Genomic DNA, 16,061 nt, shown 5'->3' with positions numbered 1-16,061 from the left:
GGTACCACTCTGGCCCCACTCCGCGGTACCGTTTTGGTATGGCTATGAACCTGCGTCTTCGTGCCGATCAGACCGAAGCACTCAAGCAGCGCGCCGAGCAGGAGGGGACCAGCATGCACGCCATAGTGCTGCAGGCCGTGGACGACTACCTGGCCAGGACCGCTCAGCAGGCCATCGTCCGCAAGACGGCCAAGGAGCAGGCGGCCAAGTGGAGCGAGCTCATGGAGCGGCTCAAGTGACCTGTGTCTACCTGACCTCCGAGGACACCCTCGTCATTGCCGAACATGCCTGCGCGGACATGCACGTCGTCGTGCGCGACGCCGGGCTCCTCGAATCGGCGGCCCATCGCCCCTCCGCGGCGATGTTCGGCGAGGAGGCATACCCGGATCCGATCGACAAGGCCGCCGCGCTCCTGCAGTCCTTGGCGATCAACCACCCGTTCTTCGACGGCAACAAACGCACGGCCTGGCTGTCGTGCGTGACCTTCCTCGCGATGAACGGGATCGATCTGCGTCCCGACATCGATGCCGCGGAACGCCTGGTCATCGCGGTGGCCACGGGGGAAATGGACGAGGTGAAAGTGATCTCTCAGGGGCTGCGCGAGCTGGTCGTCGACGACGTGTGACAGCCATCGCAATTCTGTGCGGGGCGGCGTAGTTCGAGGCGGTTCACGCAGCGCCCCCCGGTAAGGTGGCCCGGTTGTCGTATCGCGTACGGGTCCATCCCGGCCTGTACGGACAGCGCCCCACGTACCCGAGAGACCCGAACCGGAGACCGTGACTACTACCGCCTCCCACCACCTCTCACCCGCCTTTCCCGGCCGCGCCCCCTGGGGCACGGCCGGCAAGCTGCGAGCCTGGCAGCAGGGCGCCATGGAGAAGTACATCCAGGAGCAGCCGCGCGACTTCCTCGCGGTCGCCACCCCCGGCGCGGGGAAGACTACCTTCGCGCTGACCCTCGCGTCATGGCTGCTGCACCACCACGTCGTGCAGCAGGTCACCGTCGTCGCGCCGACCGAGCACCTGAAGAAGCAGTGGGCCGAGGCAGCGGCCCGGATAGGGATCAAGCTCGACCCCGACTACAGCGCGGGCCCGCTGAGCAAGGAGTACGACGGCGTCGCGGTCACCTACGCGGGTGTCGGCGTCCGCCCGATGCTGCACCGCAACCGGTGCGAGCAGCGCAAGACCCTCGTGATCCTCGACGAGATCCACCACGCCGGTGACTCGAAGTCCTGGGGCGAGGCGTGCCAGGAGGCGTTCGACCCGGCCACCCGGCGGCTCGCGCTCACCGGTACGCCGTTCCGGTCCGACACCAATCCGATCCCCTTCGTCGTGTACGAGGAGGGCAACGACGGCATCCGGCGCTCCTCGGCCGACTACACGTACGGCTACGGCAACGCGCTCGCCGACGGCGTCGTCCGGCCCGTGATCTTCCTCAGCTACAGCGGCAACATGCGCTGGCGCACCAAGGCCGGTGACGAGATCGCCGCCCGGCTCGGCGAGCCGATGACCAAGGACGCCATCGGGCAGGCCTGGCGTACCGCGCTCGCGCCCACCGGGGAGTGGATTCCCAATGTGCTGAGCGCCGCCGACAAGCGGCTGACCGAGGTGCGCAAGGGCATTCCGGACGCCGGTGGGCTGGTCATCGCCACCGACCAGGAGTCGGCGCGCGCGTACGCCAAGATCCTGAAGCAGGTCACCGGCGAGAAGGCCACCGTGGTCCTCTCGGACGAGAAGGCCGCGTCGAAGAGGATCGACCAGTTCAGCCAGGACGAATCCCGCTGGATGGTCGCGGTCCGCATGGTGTCGGAGGGCGTCGACGTGCCGCGTCTCGCCGTGGGCGTGTACGCGACCACCATCTCCACGCCGCTCTTCTTCGCGCAGGCCGTCGGGCGTTTCGTGCGCTCGCGCAGGCGCGGCGAGACCGCTTCCGTCTTCGTACCGACCATCCCGATGCTCCTCGACTTCGCCAACGAGATGGAGGTCGAACGGGACCACGTCCTCGACAAACCGAAGAGCGGCAGCGACGAGGAGAACCCGTTCGCGGAGGAGGACAAGCTCCTCGCCGACGCCGAGAAGCTGGAGGACGAGGAGACCGAGGACCAGCTGCCCTTCGAGGCCCTCGAATCCGACGCGGTCTTCGACCGGGTGCTCTACGACGGTGCCGAATTCGGCATGCAGGCGCATCCCGGGAGCGAGGAGGAGCAGGACTACCTGGGGATTCCGGGGCTGCTGGAGCCCGACCAGGTGCAGCTGCTGCTTCAGAAGCGGCAGACGCGTCAGATCGCCCACAGCCGTCAGAAGCCGGCCGGGGAGGCCGATCTGCTGGAGAAGCCGGCCGAGGCGCGGCCGGTGGTCACCCACAAGCAGTTGCTGGGGCTGCGCAAGCAGCTCAACACCATGGTGTCGGCGTACACGCACCAGAGCGGCAAGCCGCACGGTGTGATCCACACCGAGTTGCGCCGGGTCTGCGGCGGGCCGCCGAGCGCAGAGGCCACGGCCGGGCAGATCCAGCAGCGGATCAAGAAGGTTCAGGAGTGGGCCACCCGTATGACGTGAGGTGACGTGTCAGCGGTGTGCGGGTGCCGGCCCGGGGTGAGGACAGTGGTCCTCGCCCCGGGCCGGCGTCGTGTCCGCGGATCGGGTGGGGAGCGGATCGGGTGGGGAGCAGGGATCCGTGGTCCCCACCCCGTTCCCGTCCCGCTCCCGCCTCGTCCCTGGCCGGCGTCGTCCGGGCGGGCCGGGTGCGGTCGGCTACCGGACGGGCGCCGGGGCGGCTACCAGACGAACGCCGCGGACTGGTTGACCGTCGCCACGCACGGAACCGTGGCCGACGTCGGGGACGAGGCCACGATCTGCAGTGACCAGTTGGTGGCGCTCGGCGGACCGGACAGCACCACGGAGTTCGTGGTGTCACCCGCCGCCAGGGTGCCGGAGGTGAGCTTCAGCGGCCCCAGGGTGATCGGGTTGGGGCTGGTCATGCCGGGGTTGGTCTTCCCGGAGAACTGCACCTGACTGGTGACGCCGCCCGAGGTCTTGGTGAGCTTGAGCGTCGTCGTGATGCTGTTCGGGTCGGCGCTGGTGCCGGGCGGCATGGTGATCGCGGTGGAGTTGATCTTGATGGTCTTGGACGTGCCCGAGTCGGCCGCGGTCAGGGTGGCGAGACCGCTGCCCCAGGTGCCGCAGTCGTACGTGGCCGTCGCGGTGAGCGGGGCCACCGCCTGGGCCGTCGGTGCCAGGGCGAGAGCCGCGACGATGGAACACGCCGCGGCCGGCGCGAGCAGGAGGCGTCTTCGGTTCGAAGACAGCACTGAGGGGATCGACATGACGGGGAGAACTCCTTCCGGTTGAATTCCGCAGATTCGCGGTGAGTGCGGATCTGCGTGCCGGGCCCGGCATGTCGGGTGCAGTGAAACTGTGATCTTCAGAGATGTCAAGAGATGCCAACAGGTGCACTTAAAGTGCCCGCGGAAATGCTTTTCGGGCATTTCAGATAAGGATCAGTCAATTCTCTCTTGACTTCTCCGCACGCGACCTCCTCAATGTGCGCAATCAATGGCCATGGAGGGGTGTCTGGTGATTCGACGACGAAGACCCGGCGTGACCGGTCTGCTCGCTGCCTGCTTCGTACTGTCCCTGAGCTGCGTCGGCGCCACCGCCCAGGCCGCACCGCCGCCCGCGCCGCAGACCGCCGGTACGGTCGCTCCGACCGTCCACTGCGCCCTGCCCGCCGGTCAGGGCGAGGCCACCGGGCCGCAGCAGATGACCGTCGAACTGTCACCCGCGGTCGTCGCCCCGGGCGGCAAGGTGCACGCGAAGGTCACGCTCGGGCCGTCCCCCGCCACCAGCGCTCTCGCGCTGGACGACGTGCCGACCATTCCCAGCCTCGACCTCGCCATGTCCGGCGGAGCCACCGGCACCGTCACCGTGCGGGGCGCCGAGTTCACGATGGACATCCCGGCCGGCAAGCCCATCGAACTCCCGCCGTACGAGGGGGACTTCCTGGTTCCGGCGGACGCCTCCGGCGAGATCTCCTTCGCCCCGGTCCGTACGCTGACACAGACGAAGGTGCTCGGTTCGGTCTTCGAGACGCCCTGCGACGTGGTCGACGGGGGCGGCTCCGTCGGCACCGTCACGGCGGAGGGCACCGGCTCCGAGCCCGCACACCTGATCGCTCCCGCCGACCCCGCACGTCCCAACACCGCCGTGACACTGGGTGGTTCGGGATGGACGCCGGGCGGCGCGCCCGTTCCCTCGCTCTGCGCGGTGGGCGGTGGCGGCTGCGATCCGCTGAAGTTCAAGAGCCACACTCTCACCATCGACAGTTACGGAACGCTGCACGGCACGGCCACCCTCGCGGAGGCCGGTGCGGTGCCGGACGGCGCGTACGAGGTGAAGGTCAACGACGGCACGAAGGAAGCCACCGCTCCCCTCACCGTCAAGGCCGTCGCGGCCGGCGACCGCGAGATCTCGCTGTCGCGGAGCAGCGGACCGGTCGGCAGCGTGATCACGGTCAGCGGCAAGAACTACAACCCGGACCGCTGGATCAATGTCATCGGCCTCGACGCGACGGGCACCGGGCTCGACGACAGCGCGGTCTACGTGAAGAGCGGCCCGGACGGCACCTTCGCCGTCGAGTTCACCGTGATCTCCGACGCCGTCGTCGCCGTCCAGGCCGACGAGGGCAATGATCCGGCGACCGTACGGACCGCCCCGTTCACCGTCTCCACGGGCGAGGGAGGGGGCGGCGGCAGCGCCGACCAGAAGCTGAACACCTCGGTCCGGGCCGGGACGCTGTCCATGGTCCAGGACGGCGACACCGTCGACTTCGGTACGACGGTCCTGGGCACCGGCAGCGGTGTGCAGCGCTCCCGGCTCAACCGGGTCGAGGTGGAGGACGGCCGAGGCGTCAACAGCGGCTGGTCCCTCACCGCCACCCTCACCGGCTTCACCAGCGCCGACGGGGGCACCATCCCGGCGGACGCCGTCCGGTGGGCACCCAGATGCACGGCGCAGAACGGAAGCGTGGGGGTGCCGGTGGCCGGCTCGCCCGCCGTGCTCGGGAGCGAGGCGGCGAGCCTGTGCCGGATGAATCCGGACGGATCCCGCCCGTTCACGGGCGGCCGGTTCGACGCCGATGCCGATCTCACTCTGACGGTGCCCGGATTCACCCGGCCCGGAGATTACAGCGCCACCCTGACACTCACTCTTCTCTGAGATCCGTCACCGCCAGGGAAGTAAGGGAAGTCAGGGAAGTCAGGGAAGACAGGGAAGCCAGGGAAGCCAGGAAAAGTACCGGAGACGCCCGCCTGCTCCGTATCGCGATGGAGCAGGCGGGCGCCGCCATTTCGAATTCGAAGAATTTCCGTAGTCACGAAGGAGCCGCATGTTCGTACGGCCGAGATCGAGAAGACCGGAAACGAGATCGAGAGGACCGGTAAGGCCGGGGAGGCGAGGAGGGCCGCGCGCGGTATTACGTCGTGCCGTCGCGCTCACCGCGGGGACCGTGCTCGTCTGGACCGGTGGGACCGTCGTACTCGCCCCCGCCGCCCACGCGGGTACGGTCACCCCGACCGTCCACTGCTCCCTGCCCGCCGGTCAGGGCGAGGCCACCGGGCCGCAGCAGATGAGCGTCGACCTCTCGCCGGCCATCGTCGACCCCGGCGGCAAGGTCCACGCCAAGGTCACCCTCGGGCCGTCGCCCGCGACCAGCGGGCTCAGCCTGAGCAATGTGCCCACCACCCCCAGCATCGACTTCGCGATGTCGGGCGGCGCGACCGGCACGGTCACCGTCACCGGACCCCAGATCAACCTCGACATCCCGTCCGGGAAGCCCATCGAGATCCCCCCGTACGAAGGGGACTTCATCATCCCGGCCGACGCGAGCGGGCCGATCTCCTTCACCCCGGTGCGCAATCTGACGCGTACGAAAGTGCTCGGCTCCACCTATGAGACCCCGTGCGACGTGGTCGGTGGGGGCGGCTCCATCGGTACCGTGACCGCCGAGGGAACCGCGGGACATCCGGCCACCCTGACCGCGCCCGCGACCGCCGTCCGGCCGTCCACGGCCGTCGCCCTGACCGGCAGCCTGTGGACCGTCGGCGCCACCCCCGTACCGTCACTGTGCTCGGCGGACGGCGGTGGCTGCGACACCGGCAAGTTCGTCTCCGGCACCCTGGCGATCAGCAGCTCGGGGGAGCTGACCGGAAGCGCGGTCCTCGCCCCCGCGGGCACGGTGCCGGACGGCTCGTACCTCGTGAAGGTCGGCGACGGTACGAAGGAGGCGACCGCGCCCCTGACCGTCAAGGCGTATGTCCCCGGCGGGCCGCGGGCCATCGCGCTCTCCCGCGCCGGTGCGCCGGTCGGCAGCGTCGTCCAGGTCACCGGCAGCAACTACTTCCAGGACCGCTGGATCAACACCGTCGGCCTGGACGCGAGCGGGGCGACGCTCGACGACACCGCCGTCTATGTGAAGAGCACCCCCGACGGCACGTTCAGCGTCGACTTCACCGTCTCCGACCCGGCCATCGCCGCGATCCAGGTCGACGAGGGGAACGACCCGGCCACCGTGCTGACCACGCCGTTCACCGTGACCGACGCCTCCGCGACGCTCTCCGCGGGCGCGGCGAAGGTCAAACCCGGCGGGACGATCACCCTCTCCGGCGGTGACTGGCCCACCGGCACCACACCCGTCGCCGCGCTCTGCGCCGCCGACGGCAGCGGCTGCGACAGCGCGCGGATCAGTGGCTCCACCCTCCGGATCAGCGCCGACGGAACGCTCGCCGGTACGGTCACCGTGGCCGGATCCACCCCGCGTGCCGTGTACGCGCTCCAGGTCACCGCGGGAGGAGCGCAGGCGGTCACCCCGCTGACCGTGGCCCCGTCCTTCGTCGTCCTCACCCCGTCGGCCGGCCCGAAGGGCACCGCCGTCACCGTCCTCGGTCAGGGCTTCGCGAAGGTCGCCACCGTATCCATCGTCGGTCTGCGGGCCGACGGATCGCAGACGTCCGACCCGGCGAGGACCAAGGTGGTCGGGCTGGACGGGGCGTTCTCGCAGACCTTCACGGTCGACGCCACCGACACCGTCGCGATCCGGGTCCGGGAGGTCCTCGTCAACCCCCGTACCGAGACGGCGGCGTTCACCGTGCAGGACGGGAGCGTTCCCGCCGGGCCGGCCTTCGCGCTCTCGCCGCCCGAGGGCCCGGTCGGCACGGCGGTCCAGGTGACCGGGCGGGGCTTCGCCCCCGTTGCCACGGTCTCGGTGACCGGCCGCACCGCGGACGGGAAGCAGACCTCGGACTCGTACGTCACCCGGGTCATCGGACTGGACGGCACCTTCGCTCTCAACTTCACCGTCCGCGACCCGGCGACGAAGGCGATCAGGGCCTGCGAGGTGCTCGTGAACGGAAAAATTGTGCAACAGTCGTTCACGGTGAGCTGACGCCCGTTCACGTCCGGTGCACGGAGCGTCGCCGAGACGTCGGCCGACCTGGACGCGCGTAGACGTCCAGGCTTCGGCCGGCGCCGCGCTGACCGGCCCTTATGCTTCTTCACCACAACTCCCCTTCCGCTGACGCCCGGATTCTGGACGAGGTCTTCCGCTGAGCGGACTGGCTCGCTACTGTCCCCAAAAATGAACGCCCCGTGGCAACGCCGCCGCGGAGCGCAGCCGGTGCCTTGGCCAGGCCGGCGGCCTCTCCGTGCGCAGCCGCTGGGACCGGCGGCGCACTTTCCGTGGGACCAGCCGCCGCCGCTCACCAAAGAGGAGAGGGCGTCGTGACCGCGGAAACCTCCCAGACGCTCGACCGGGGACTGAGGGTCCTCAAACTGCTCGCCGACACCGACCACGGCCTGACCGTCACCGAGTTGTCCAACAGACTCGGCGTCAACCGGACAGTGGTCTACCGTCTGCTCGCCACCCTGGAACAACACGCCCTGGTGCGCCGCGATCTGGGCGGCCGGGCCAGGGTGGGTCTCGGCGTGCTGCGCCTGGGCCGCCAGGTGCATCCGCTCGTCCGGGAGGCCGCGCTCCCCGCGCTGCGCTCCCTCGCCGAGGACATCGGTGCCACCGCTCATCTCACGCTGGTCGACGGCAGCGACGCGCTGGCGGTCGCGGTCGTCGAGCCGACCTGGACCGACTATCACGTGGCCTACCGGGCCGGCTTCCGCCACCCGCTGGACCGGGGCGCCGCGGGCCGGGCGATACTCGCCGCCCGCCAGAAGCCGGTGGGGGAGACGGCCTTCACCCTCACCCACGGCGAACTGGAAGCCGGGGCGAGCGGGGCCGCGGCCGCGCTGGTGGGGGTGACGGGGGTCGAGGGCAGCGTGGGTGTGGTGATGCTCGCCGACTCCGTACCCGAACGGGTCGGCCCACGTGTGGTGGACGCGGCCCGTGAGGTGGCGGACGCGCTCAGGTAGGGCTTTCGGCGGGTGCGGGCCGGGGCGCCCGCGCCACCCGGCCCGCGCGCGCTCGCCCCGGCGGTTAGATTGGGCGGGTGCTCACTCGTCTCTCGCGCTCCCGCACCCTCGTCCTGTGCGCCCTGCCCGTCCTCGCCCTGTTCGGTGTGGCGGCCTTCGCGCCGCTGCCGTTCACGCTGGCGCAGCCCGGCACGACCGCGAACGTGCTCGGGAACGATCACGGCACGCCGGTGATCAGCATCAAGGGCGCGCCCGCCCGCCCCACCAAGGGCGAGCTGCGGATGACGACGATCGTCGCGACCGGGCCGACCGCCGATGTCGGTGTCGGCGATGTGATCGACAGCTGGTTCCGTACGGACCGCGCGGTCCTGCCCCGCAATTCCGTCTACCCGACCGGCGGCTCCGAGAAGGAGATCGAGAAGCACAACCTCGAAGACATGAGGGAGTCGCAGAACTCCGCCGTCGACGCGGCCCTGAACTACCTCGGCAAGCCCAAGGGCTCGGTCGACGTCACCCTGCACCTCGCCGATGTGGGCGGGCCGAGCGCGGGACTGTTCTTCGCGCTCGGCATCGTCGACAAGCTCGCGGGCGACGGCTCCGGCGGCGATCTCACCGGTGGCCGCACCATCGCGGGCACCGGCACGATCCAGGCGAACGGCGAGGTCGGAGCGGTCGGCGGGGTGTCGCTGAAGACTCAGGCCGCGCATCGCGACGGCGCGACCGTCTTCCTCGTCCCGAAGGCCGAATGCACCGAGGCGGGCGCCGAGCTTCCCAAGGGGCTCCGGCTGATCCCGGTCACGACCCTCAAGAACGCGGTGTCCTCGCTCCGGGCACTGGAGCAGGGCCACAAGGTACCGAGCTGCTGACCTCGGCGGCCGGTGACGGTACGGCGGCGTCCACCGCTCCCACCGCCCCGGACCCCGGCCTCTCGTCGGCCCCGGACCCCACCTCGTCCATCGTGCGCCACACCGGGAACACCACCGGGCTCAGCGTCGCCAGCAGATACACCGCGCCCATCGCCAGCAGCGCGCCCCGCGCACCCGTGCTCTCCACCAGCAGGCCCGCCGCGAGACCGCCCACCGGCATGGCGAGTTCGCCGCCCGCCGTGAGGACCCCGGAGACCCGGCTGCGCAGTTCGTCGGGCACGCTTCCGTAGATCACCGTCGTCAGGACCGGGTTCAGCACCCCGCCCGCGATGCCGCTCAGCGCCATGGTCACGGCGAGCGGCAGCGTCGTACCGGTCAGCGCCGCGACGGCGTACCTGGGCGCACCGCACAACAGCACGCACACCGTGAACACGGCCCGCCGCGAGAAACGGTCGCCGAACCATCCGTAGAGCAGCGCCCCGGTCAGTCCACCGGCGCCGAACAGTGCGGTGAGCAGCCCGATGTCGCGGGCCCCGCCCAGTTCGGCGGAGGCGTGCACCGGCAGCAGGACGGCGTTCCAGCCCTGATCGGTTCCGTTCATGAACATGACCATCACCACGACCGCCAGCAGTAGCCGATTGCCCAGCAAGTAGGCGTATCCCTTGCGCAGTTCGGTGCGGTACGCGCGCAGCGACACCGGTGCCGCGGCCTTGCGGGGTTCGGCCGCCCGCACTCCGCGCACCCCGAACGCGATGAGCAGCGCGGACGTCAGAAACGTCGCGGCGTCCAGCAGCAGCACGGTCTCCGCGCCGACCAGTGCGATCAGCAGGCCGGCCAGCGCCGCGCCGACCATCCGGGCGCCGCGTGAGACGGCGTCGAAGAGGCTGGCGGCACGGGCGAGGGTGGTCCCGGCGTGCTCGGCGAGATCCGGTACGAGGACGTAGCGTGCCGTGTTGCCCGGGGTGTGCAGGAGCCCGCTGACGGCCATCAGCGCGCACAGCGTCCAGAACGCCAGGGCGTCCGCGTAGTGCAGCAGTGGGATGGCGGCGACGGCGAGGCCGCACACCAGGTCGGAGGCGACGGAGACCCGGCGCCGTCCGATCCGGTCGATGACGGGCCCGCCGATCAGCGCGGAGACGACGATCGGCAGCGTCGCGCAGAAGGCGACGACACCGGCCCGCCCCGCACTGCCCGTGGTCTCCAGGACGAACCACGGAACCCCGATCAGCGTGAGCGAAGTACCGGCCGTGGAGATGGAGTTGGCGGACAGTACGGCGATGAGCGGGATGCGGTCGCGACTGCGGTCCCCCCGGCCGCTCATGCCGTACCGGGCACGGCGGTGGGGCGGTCGGGGCTGCGGGGCATGATGCGCAGCCCCGACTCCACGAGGAGCCAGCCCAGCCGGGCGCGCAGCGAGGCGCGCGGATCAGCCGGAGCGAGATCGAAATCCGTTGCCCGCTGCCGTAGTTGGGCAGAGCGCTGGTGGTGCAGCAGCAGATGGGTGTCGGGGTGCATGGCGGTGTCCTTCCGGTCGCAGGGGCTCGTTCCTCGGCGACTTCGTTCCACGGTGACTTCGTCGCACGGCCGGCTCGGTGCCCGGCGGCTTCCCGCACGGCCGGCCGGCGGCGTCGCGCGGTGGTCGCGTCCGCCGGACGGGTCCGTCGCCCTTCGGGCCGTTGCCCGGTGGGTTCGTTACTCGACGGGCTTGTTGCTCGGTGGGTTCGTTGCTCGGTGGGTTCGTTACTTGGCGGGTTCGTTACTCGGCGGGGCGAGGGAAGAGGTGCACATGGCTGCGGACGGTGGCCGAGCCCTCCGTGCCCTCCGGGACCCGGCCCTCATAGCTCGCGATGAGATCGTGGATCTTCCCGATCAGCTCCCTGGTGAGATCGGGGGTGAGGCGCACCTTGAAATCGCTGGCGTCCCAGCCGTGCAGCCACTCCTCGGGCCATTCGTGCATCGTGCCGAGCCAGGTGTTCAGTTCCTGGGCGTGTGTGGTGGCGATCTCGTGGAGTACGACGCCGACGGCGCCGCGCACCTCGGGATCCGGGTGACTCAGGAATCGGTCGCTGTTGAAGGCGGTGCCCGTGTGGACGGCCCGCCACCAGCGTTCGCGGCCCTTGCCGCGCTCGGGGTCGTCCTCGACGAAGCCGTACGTCGCCAGCTGCCTGAGGTGGTAGCTGGTGGCGCCGCTGGACTCGCCCAGCCGGTCCCCGAGACCGGAGGCGGTGGCGGGGCCGAACTCGCGGAGCGCGCTCAGCAGGCGCAGTCGCAGGGGGTGGGCGAGCCCGCGCAGGGTGCGGGCGTCGACCGTGTGGACCTTCGGACCTGCGACGGCGCTCTCGCCGTCGTCCTCTGTTGCGGGCATGGCTCAACCGTAGAGTTGCAAAACTCTCTTTGCAACGGTTTTTTTGCAGCGATTTCTTTGCGTCTGGCCCGGAGGGTCGCGACGGCTCACCCCTTCCTGATGAACCCCTCCTGGATCAGCCACTCCTTCGCCACGTCGTGCGGGTCCTGGCCGTCGACGTCCACTCTGGCGTTGAGCACTTGGGCGACCTCCGTCGTCAGCTTCCTGCTGACCGGGTCCAGCAGCTCCGCGATCTGCGGGTACTTCTCGAAGGTCTTGCTGTGGACGACGGGCGCCGCGTTGTAGTTGGGGAAGAAGTGCTTGTCGTCCACGAGCACTTCGAGGTCCATGGCCTTGATCCGGCCGTCCGTGGTGAACACCTCGCCCAGCAGGCAGGAGTTGGACTTCGAGACCTGGGTGTAGATGATCCCGGCGTCCATCTTCTTGATGTTGGCGGCCGGCAGCGTCATCCCGTACGCCTTCTCCATGCCCGGCAGCCCGTCGTCGCGCGAGGCGAACTCGTTCTCCACGCAGATCGTCACCGCCGACGGGTTCTTCCCGGCGAGCGCGGCGACGTCGGAGAGCGTCCTCAGGTGGTACTTCGCGTTGTTCCTCCGGCTGATGGCGAGCGCGTAGGTGTTGTTGAGGGTGGACGGCGGCAGCCAGGTCACGCCGTTGCGCCGGTCCTCGTCACGGACCGCCTCCCACTGCTTCAGCGGGTCGGCGATCGGCTTCGCGTGGCCCAGGTAGGTGATCCAGCCGGTGCCCGTGTACTCGTACATGGCGTCCGCCCCGCCCTTGACGATCGCCTCGCGCGCGCTGATCGACCCGGGCAGGTTCGTCCGGTCCAGGACCTCCGCCCCGGCGGCCTTGAAGACCAGGCCGATCATCTGGCCCAGGACGATGTTCTCGCTGAAGTTCTTCGAGGTGACGGTCAGCGAGGCGCCGGACAGCGGCTTTCCCCGGCCGACGGAGCCCGGCACCACGTCGTCCACCATCGGCGAACCGCTCTTCAGCCCGCACCCGGAGAGCAGCAGTGCCAGGGCGAGCACCCCCACGAGCCCGGCACGCACCTTTCGCGGGCCCATCCTCAGCCCACCTCCAGTCCACGCGGCGTCAGTGCCAGCTCGACCAGCGAGGCCAGCCAGTCCACCAGCAGCGCCAGCACCACCGTCAGCACGGAACCGAGCACCAGCACCGGCATCCGCTGGGTCTGGATGCCCGAGGTGATCAGGTCCCCGAGGCCGCCGCCGCCGACGAAGGTGGCCAGGGTCGCCGTACCGACGTTGAGCACCAGCGCCGTCCGTACACCGGCCAGGATCAGCGGCACGGCGAGCGGCAGTTCGACCTTGGTGAGCGTCCCCATCGCGGACATGCCGATGCCGCGCGAGGCCTCGACCAGGTTCGGTTCGATCGCCTTGAGACCGGCCACCGTGTTCGAGAAGACCGGCAGCACCGCGTAGATCACCATGCCGATGATCGCCGTCGACGGGCCGATGCCCAGCCAGATCACCAGCAGTGCCAGCAGGCCGATCGCCGGGGTCGCCTGCCCGATGTTGGCGATCGCGGTGACCAGCGGGGCGCCCCTGCGCAGCCCGCGCCGGGTCAGCGCGATCCCCAGCGGGATGGCGATGATCAGCACCCAGAACGTCGAGATCGCGGTCAGCCTCACATGCTGCCACCAGCGCAGCTGCACATTGCCGCCGGTGAGCGAGTTCCGTGCGATCGAGTCGAGGTGGACGCTGGTGATCCATAGATAGGTGACGGCCAGGACGACCGCGAGCGCGAGCGGCGGGAACACCAGCTTGGGCCAGGTGACCCGGCGCGGTGGCCCGGCCGGTGGCGGTGCGGGTTCCTCCTCCTCGTCGCGGAAGGCGTGGCCCCTGACGTCGTGTTCGCCGGGCGGGCGGTCCTTGTCGGACGCCGGCGCCGGACGGAGGGTGCGCCGGGACCGGTTCGATTCGGGATTCAGCGGGGAGTCGGGAGTCATGCGTCCGCACCGCCCTCCAGCTCCTGTTCGGTCTGGTGGGTGCGGAGCTCCTCCAGGTCGTGCTGGTGCTCGATGGCGGCGAGCCGGTCGGCCTCCAGCAGTTCATGGACGGAGTTCATCAGGGTCTCCATGTCGACGACCCCGATGAACTCGCCGCGCCGCCCCGTCACCGCGACCCGTCCGCCGCTGTCGGTCAGCACCGCCTCCAGCGCGTCGTGCAGCGTCGCGTCGCGCGTCACGGTGTCGTGGACCAGTTGCCCGGCACGCGCCAGCGAACCCCGGGCCCGCATCAGGTCGCCGCGCCGCAGCCACTTGTACGGGCGGTTCCTGCGGTCCAGCATCAGCAGTTCGTTGTGCGGACCGCCACGCAGCCTGTTGAAGATCGACTGGAGCGGGTCGTCGACCGTCACCGTCGGGAACTGGGCCATCTCCACATCCCGTACGCGGGTGAGGTTGAGCCGCTTCAGCGCCGCCCCGGCACCGACGAAACCCGAGACGAAGTCGTCCGTCGGGTTGGTGAGGATCGCCTCGGGGGTGTCGAACTGCGCGATGTGCGAACGCTCGCGCAGCACGGCGATCCGGTCACCCAGCTTGATCGCCTCGTCGAAGTCATGGGTGACGAAGACGATCGTCTTGTGCAGTTCGTGCTGGAGGCGGATCAGCTCGTCCTGGAGGTGGTCGCGGGTGATCGGGTCGACCGCGCCGAACGGCTCGTCCATCAGCAGCACCGGCGGATCGGCCGCCAGGGCCCGTGCCACGCCCACCCGCTGCTGTTGTCCGCCGGACAGAGCCCGCGGATAGCGCCCGTGGAACTCCCGCGGATCCAGGCCGACCAGATCGAGCATCTCCTCGACACGGTCCTTCACCTTCGACTTCGACCAGCCGACCATCCTCGGTACGAGGGCGATGTTCTCGGCGACCGTCATGTGCGGGAAGAGCCCGGACGACTGGATCGCGTATCCGATCTTGCGGCGCAGCTTCACCGGGTCGATGTCGGTGACGTCCTCGTCGTTGATCCTGATCCGCCCGGACGTCGGCTCGATCAGCCGGTTGATCATCTTCAGGGTGGTGGACTTCCCGCAGCCGGACGGGCCGACGAAGATCACCGTCTCGCCGGCCTTGATGTCCATCGAGACGTTGTCCACCGCCGGGCTCGGATTGCCCGGGTAGCGCTTGGTCAGGTTGTCCAGGTGGATGGTGGCGCCGGACGTGGTCCGCGTCGTCGCGGCGTCGCCGGCGGCCGTGCTCCCGTGGGCGGCGCCGGAACCGGCGCCTTCGGAATCGGCGGTCTCAGACACGAATCCCCCTGGGAATGGTGAGCCGCCCGAGCAGTACGTACGCGGCGTCGAAGAGCAGGGCGAGGACGACGATGCCGAGCGTGCCCGCGAGCACCTGATTGATCGCGTTGGCGCTGCCCAGTGAGGCGATGCCGCGGAAGATCTCGTTGCCCAGGCCGGGGCCCGAGGCGTACGCGGCGATGGCGGCGATGCCCATCAGCATCTGTGTGGAGACCCGGATGCCGGTGAGGATCGGCGGCCAGGCGAGCGGCAGTTCCACCCGGCACAGCCGGGCCGTCCGCGACATCCCGATGCCCCGCGCCGCGTCGACCAGCGCCGGATCGACGCCGCGCAGCCCCACGATGGAGTTGCGGACGATGGGCAGCAGCCCGTACAGCGTCAGTGTGATCACCGTGGGCGCGACCCCGAGCCCGACCAGCGGGATGAGCAGACCGATCGCGGCGAGCGAGGGAATGGTGAGGACCGTCGCCGTCGAGGTGATGGCCAGCGACCCCGCCCATCCGCTGCGATAGGTGACGACGCCGATCAGGACGCCGAGCAGCGTGGCGATGACCATGCACTGGAACACGGCGCTGACGTGCTGGTACGCGTCGGTGAGCAGCTGTTGATGCCGGTTGCCCAGATACTCCCAGAAGCTCACACGTCACTCCTCGGCTCAGTCGTCGTCCTCCGCGGCCTGCTCGACGAGCGGGATGACGCGCAGCGGAACCGGGTTCTCCATGACGATGGCCGTGGAGGCCCGGACGATGCCATCAAAACCGACGACCCGGTCGATCACCCGTTGAAGATCGGCGTTGGAACGCGCGACGAGACGGCAGAGCATGTCGCCGTGCCCCGTGGTCGTGTGCAGCTCCAGGACCTCCGGAACACCGGCCAAGTGGGCCCGTACATCGACCCCTTGACCCTGCTTGATCTCCAGGGTCGCGAACGCGGTGACGGGGTAGCCGAGCGCCGCCGGATCGACGGTCGGACCGAATCCGCGAATGACTCCATTCGACTGAAGCCGGTCGAGGCGGGCCTGCACCGTCCCGCGTGCCACGCCGAGCCGGCGCGATGCCTCCAGGACGCCGATACGGGGTTCGCGGGCCAGCAGTACGATGAGCCGCCCGTCCAGATGATCGATCGCCATGGTCCGCCTCCGGGGGT

Annotated in this window: 16 protein-coding genes; 7 read left to right on the top strand and 9 right to left on the bottom strand. The window is 69.9% G+C overall.

What is annotated here, in order from left to right; genetic code table 11:
• The first annotated feature begins 38 nt into the window (after positions 1–38).
• From ACF1B9_RS12885 to ACF1B9_RS12875, 3 genes are all read left to right on the top strand, one after another.
• A complete protein-coding gene (locus tag ACF1B9_RS12885) occupies positions 39–239 on the top strand; it encodes a CopG family transcriptional regulator (protein WP_391743995.1) in 201 nt (66 codons plus the stop codon).
• A complete protein-coding gene (locus ACF1B9_RS12880; protein ID WP_391743997.1) occupies positions 236–625 on the top strand; it encodes a type II toxin-antitoxin system death-on-curing family toxin in 390 nt (129 codons plus the stop codon). Before ACF1B9_RS12885 ends, ACF1B9_RS12880 begins: the two co-directional genes overlap by 4 nt.
• A gap of 151 nt (positions 626–776) precedes the next feature.
• Positions 777–2,558: a DEAD/DEAH box helicase gene (locus ACF1B9_RS12875; RefSeq protein ID WP_391743998.1), complete on the top strand. Its 1,782-nt coding sequence runs from the start codon at positions 777–779 to the stop codon at positions 2,556–2,558.
• A gap of 218 nt (positions 2,559–2,776) precedes the next feature.
• On the opposite strand, the gene ACF1B9_RS12870 is transcribed toward ACF1B9_RS12875, so the two are convergent.
• Positions 2,777–3,325: a hypothetical protein gene (locus tag ACF1B9_RS12870; RefSeq protein ID WP_391744000.1), complete on the bottom strand. Its 549-nt coding sequence runs from the start codon at positions 3,323–3,325 to the stop codon at positions 2,777–2,779.
• Positions 3,326–3,599: 274 nt separating this feature from the next.
• On the opposite strand from ACF1B9_RS12870, the gene ACF1B9_RS12865 reads away from it, so the two are divergent.
• The 4 genes from ACF1B9_RS12865 to ACF1B9_RS12850 all read left to right on the top strand — a co-directional run bounded on the left by ACF1B9_RS12865 (position 3,600) and on the right by ACF1B9_RS12850 (position 9,283).
• Positions 3,600–5,216, top strand: a complete 1,617-nt coding sequence (locus tag ACF1B9_RS12865) for a hypothetical protein (RefSeq protein ID WP_391744002.1) — start codon at positions 3,600–3,602, stop codon at positions 5,214–5,216.
• A 289-nt stretch (positions 5,217–5,505) separates the two neighbouring features.
• Entirely contained in the window at positions 5,506–7,440 is a 1,935-nt protein-coding gene (locus tag ACF1B9_RS12860) for a hypothetical protein (protein ID WP_391744003.1), read from the top strand.
• A 335-nt stretch (positions 7,441–7,775) separates the two neighbouring features.
• The gene (locus tag ACF1B9_RS12855; RefSeq protein ID WP_148838225.1) at positions 7,776–8,417 is read left to right on the top strand and encodes an IclR family transcriptional regulator; all 642 of its coding nucleotides are present in this window, start codon (positions 7,776–7,778) and stop codon (positions 8,415–8,417) included.
• Between the two features lie 77 nt (positions 8,418–8,494).
• On the top strand, positions 8,495–9,283 hold the full coding sequence (locus ACF1B9_RS12850) for a S16 family serine protease (protein ID WP_391744005.1): 789 nt from the start codon (positions 8,495–8,497) through the stop codon (positions 9,281–9,283).
• Here the strand turns inward: ACF1B9_RS12850 and ACF1B9_RS12845 are convergent.
• The 8 genes from ACF1B9_RS12845 to ACF1B9_RS12810 form a co-directional block, all read right to left on the bottom strand.
• Positions 9,222–10,604 (bottom strand): MFS transporter, encoded by a 1,383-nt coding sequence (locus tag ACF1B9_RS12845; RefSeq protein WP_391744007.1) that lies wholly within the window; start codon positions 10,602–10,604, stop codon positions 9,222–9,224. The genes ACF1B9_RS12850 and ACF1B9_RS12845 overlap by 62 nt on opposite strands.
• Positions 10,601–10,798: a hypothetical protein gene (locus ACF1B9_RS12840; protein ID WP_391744009.1), complete on the bottom strand. Its 198-nt coding sequence runs from the start codon at positions 10,796–10,798 to the stop codon at positions 10,601–10,603. Before ACF1B9_RS12840 ends, ACF1B9_RS12845 begins: the two co-directional genes overlap by 4 nt.
• 241 nt (positions 10,799–11,039) lie before the next feature.
• Entirely contained in the window at positions 11,040–11,648 is a 609-nt protein-coding gene (locus tag ACF1B9_RS12835) for a helix-turn-helix domain-containing protein (protein ID WP_391744010.1), read from the bottom strand.
• A gap of 86 nt (positions 11,649–11,734) precedes the next feature.
• Positions 11,735–12,715, bottom strand: a complete 981-nt coding sequence (locus ACF1B9_RS12830; protein WP_391744011.1) for a glycine betaine ABC transporter substrate-binding protein — start codon at positions 12,713–12,715, stop codon at positions 11,735–11,737.
• Positions 12,716–12,717: 2 nt separating this feature from the next.
• Positions 12,718–13,617 (bottom strand): ABC transporter permease, encoded by a 900-nt coding sequence (locus tag ACF1B9_RS12825; protein WP_391744013.1) that lies wholly within the window; start codon positions 13,615–13,617, stop codon positions 12,718–12,720.
• The gene (locus tag ACF1B9_RS12820; RefSeq protein WP_391744077.1) at positions 13,614–14,813 is read right to left on the bottom strand and encodes a betaine/proline/choline family ABC transporter ATP-binding protein; all 1,200 of its coding nucleotides are present in this window, start codon (positions 14,811–14,813) and stop codon (positions 13,614–13,616) included. Before ACF1B9_RS12820 ends, ACF1B9_RS12825 begins: the two co-directional genes overlap by 4 nt.
• 94 nt (positions 14,814–14,907) lie before the next feature.
• Positions 14,908–15,555: an ABC transporter permease gene (locus ACF1B9_RS12815; protein ID WP_351073458.1), complete on the bottom strand. Its 648-nt coding sequence runs from the start codon at positions 15,553–15,555 to the stop codon at positions 14,908–14,910.
• 15 nt (positions 15,556–15,570) lie between these two features.
• Entirely contained in the window at positions 15,571–16,044 is a 474-nt protein-coding gene (locus tag ACF1B9_RS12810; RefSeq protein WP_391744015.1) for an Lrp/AsnC family transcriptional regulator, read from the bottom strand.
• Between the last annotated feature and the right edge of the window lie 17 nt (positions 16,045–16,061).

The sequence above is a fragment of the Streptomyces sp. NPDC014727 genome, from assembly GCF_043083485.1.
In the GTDB taxonomy this organism is placed as follows: Bacteria; Actinomycetota; Actinomycetes; order Streptomycetales; family Streptomycetaceae; genus Streptomyces.
The sequence above is the reverse complement of the archived record's forward strand: the minus strand, read 5'-3'. Positions and strand labels throughout refer to the sequence as shown.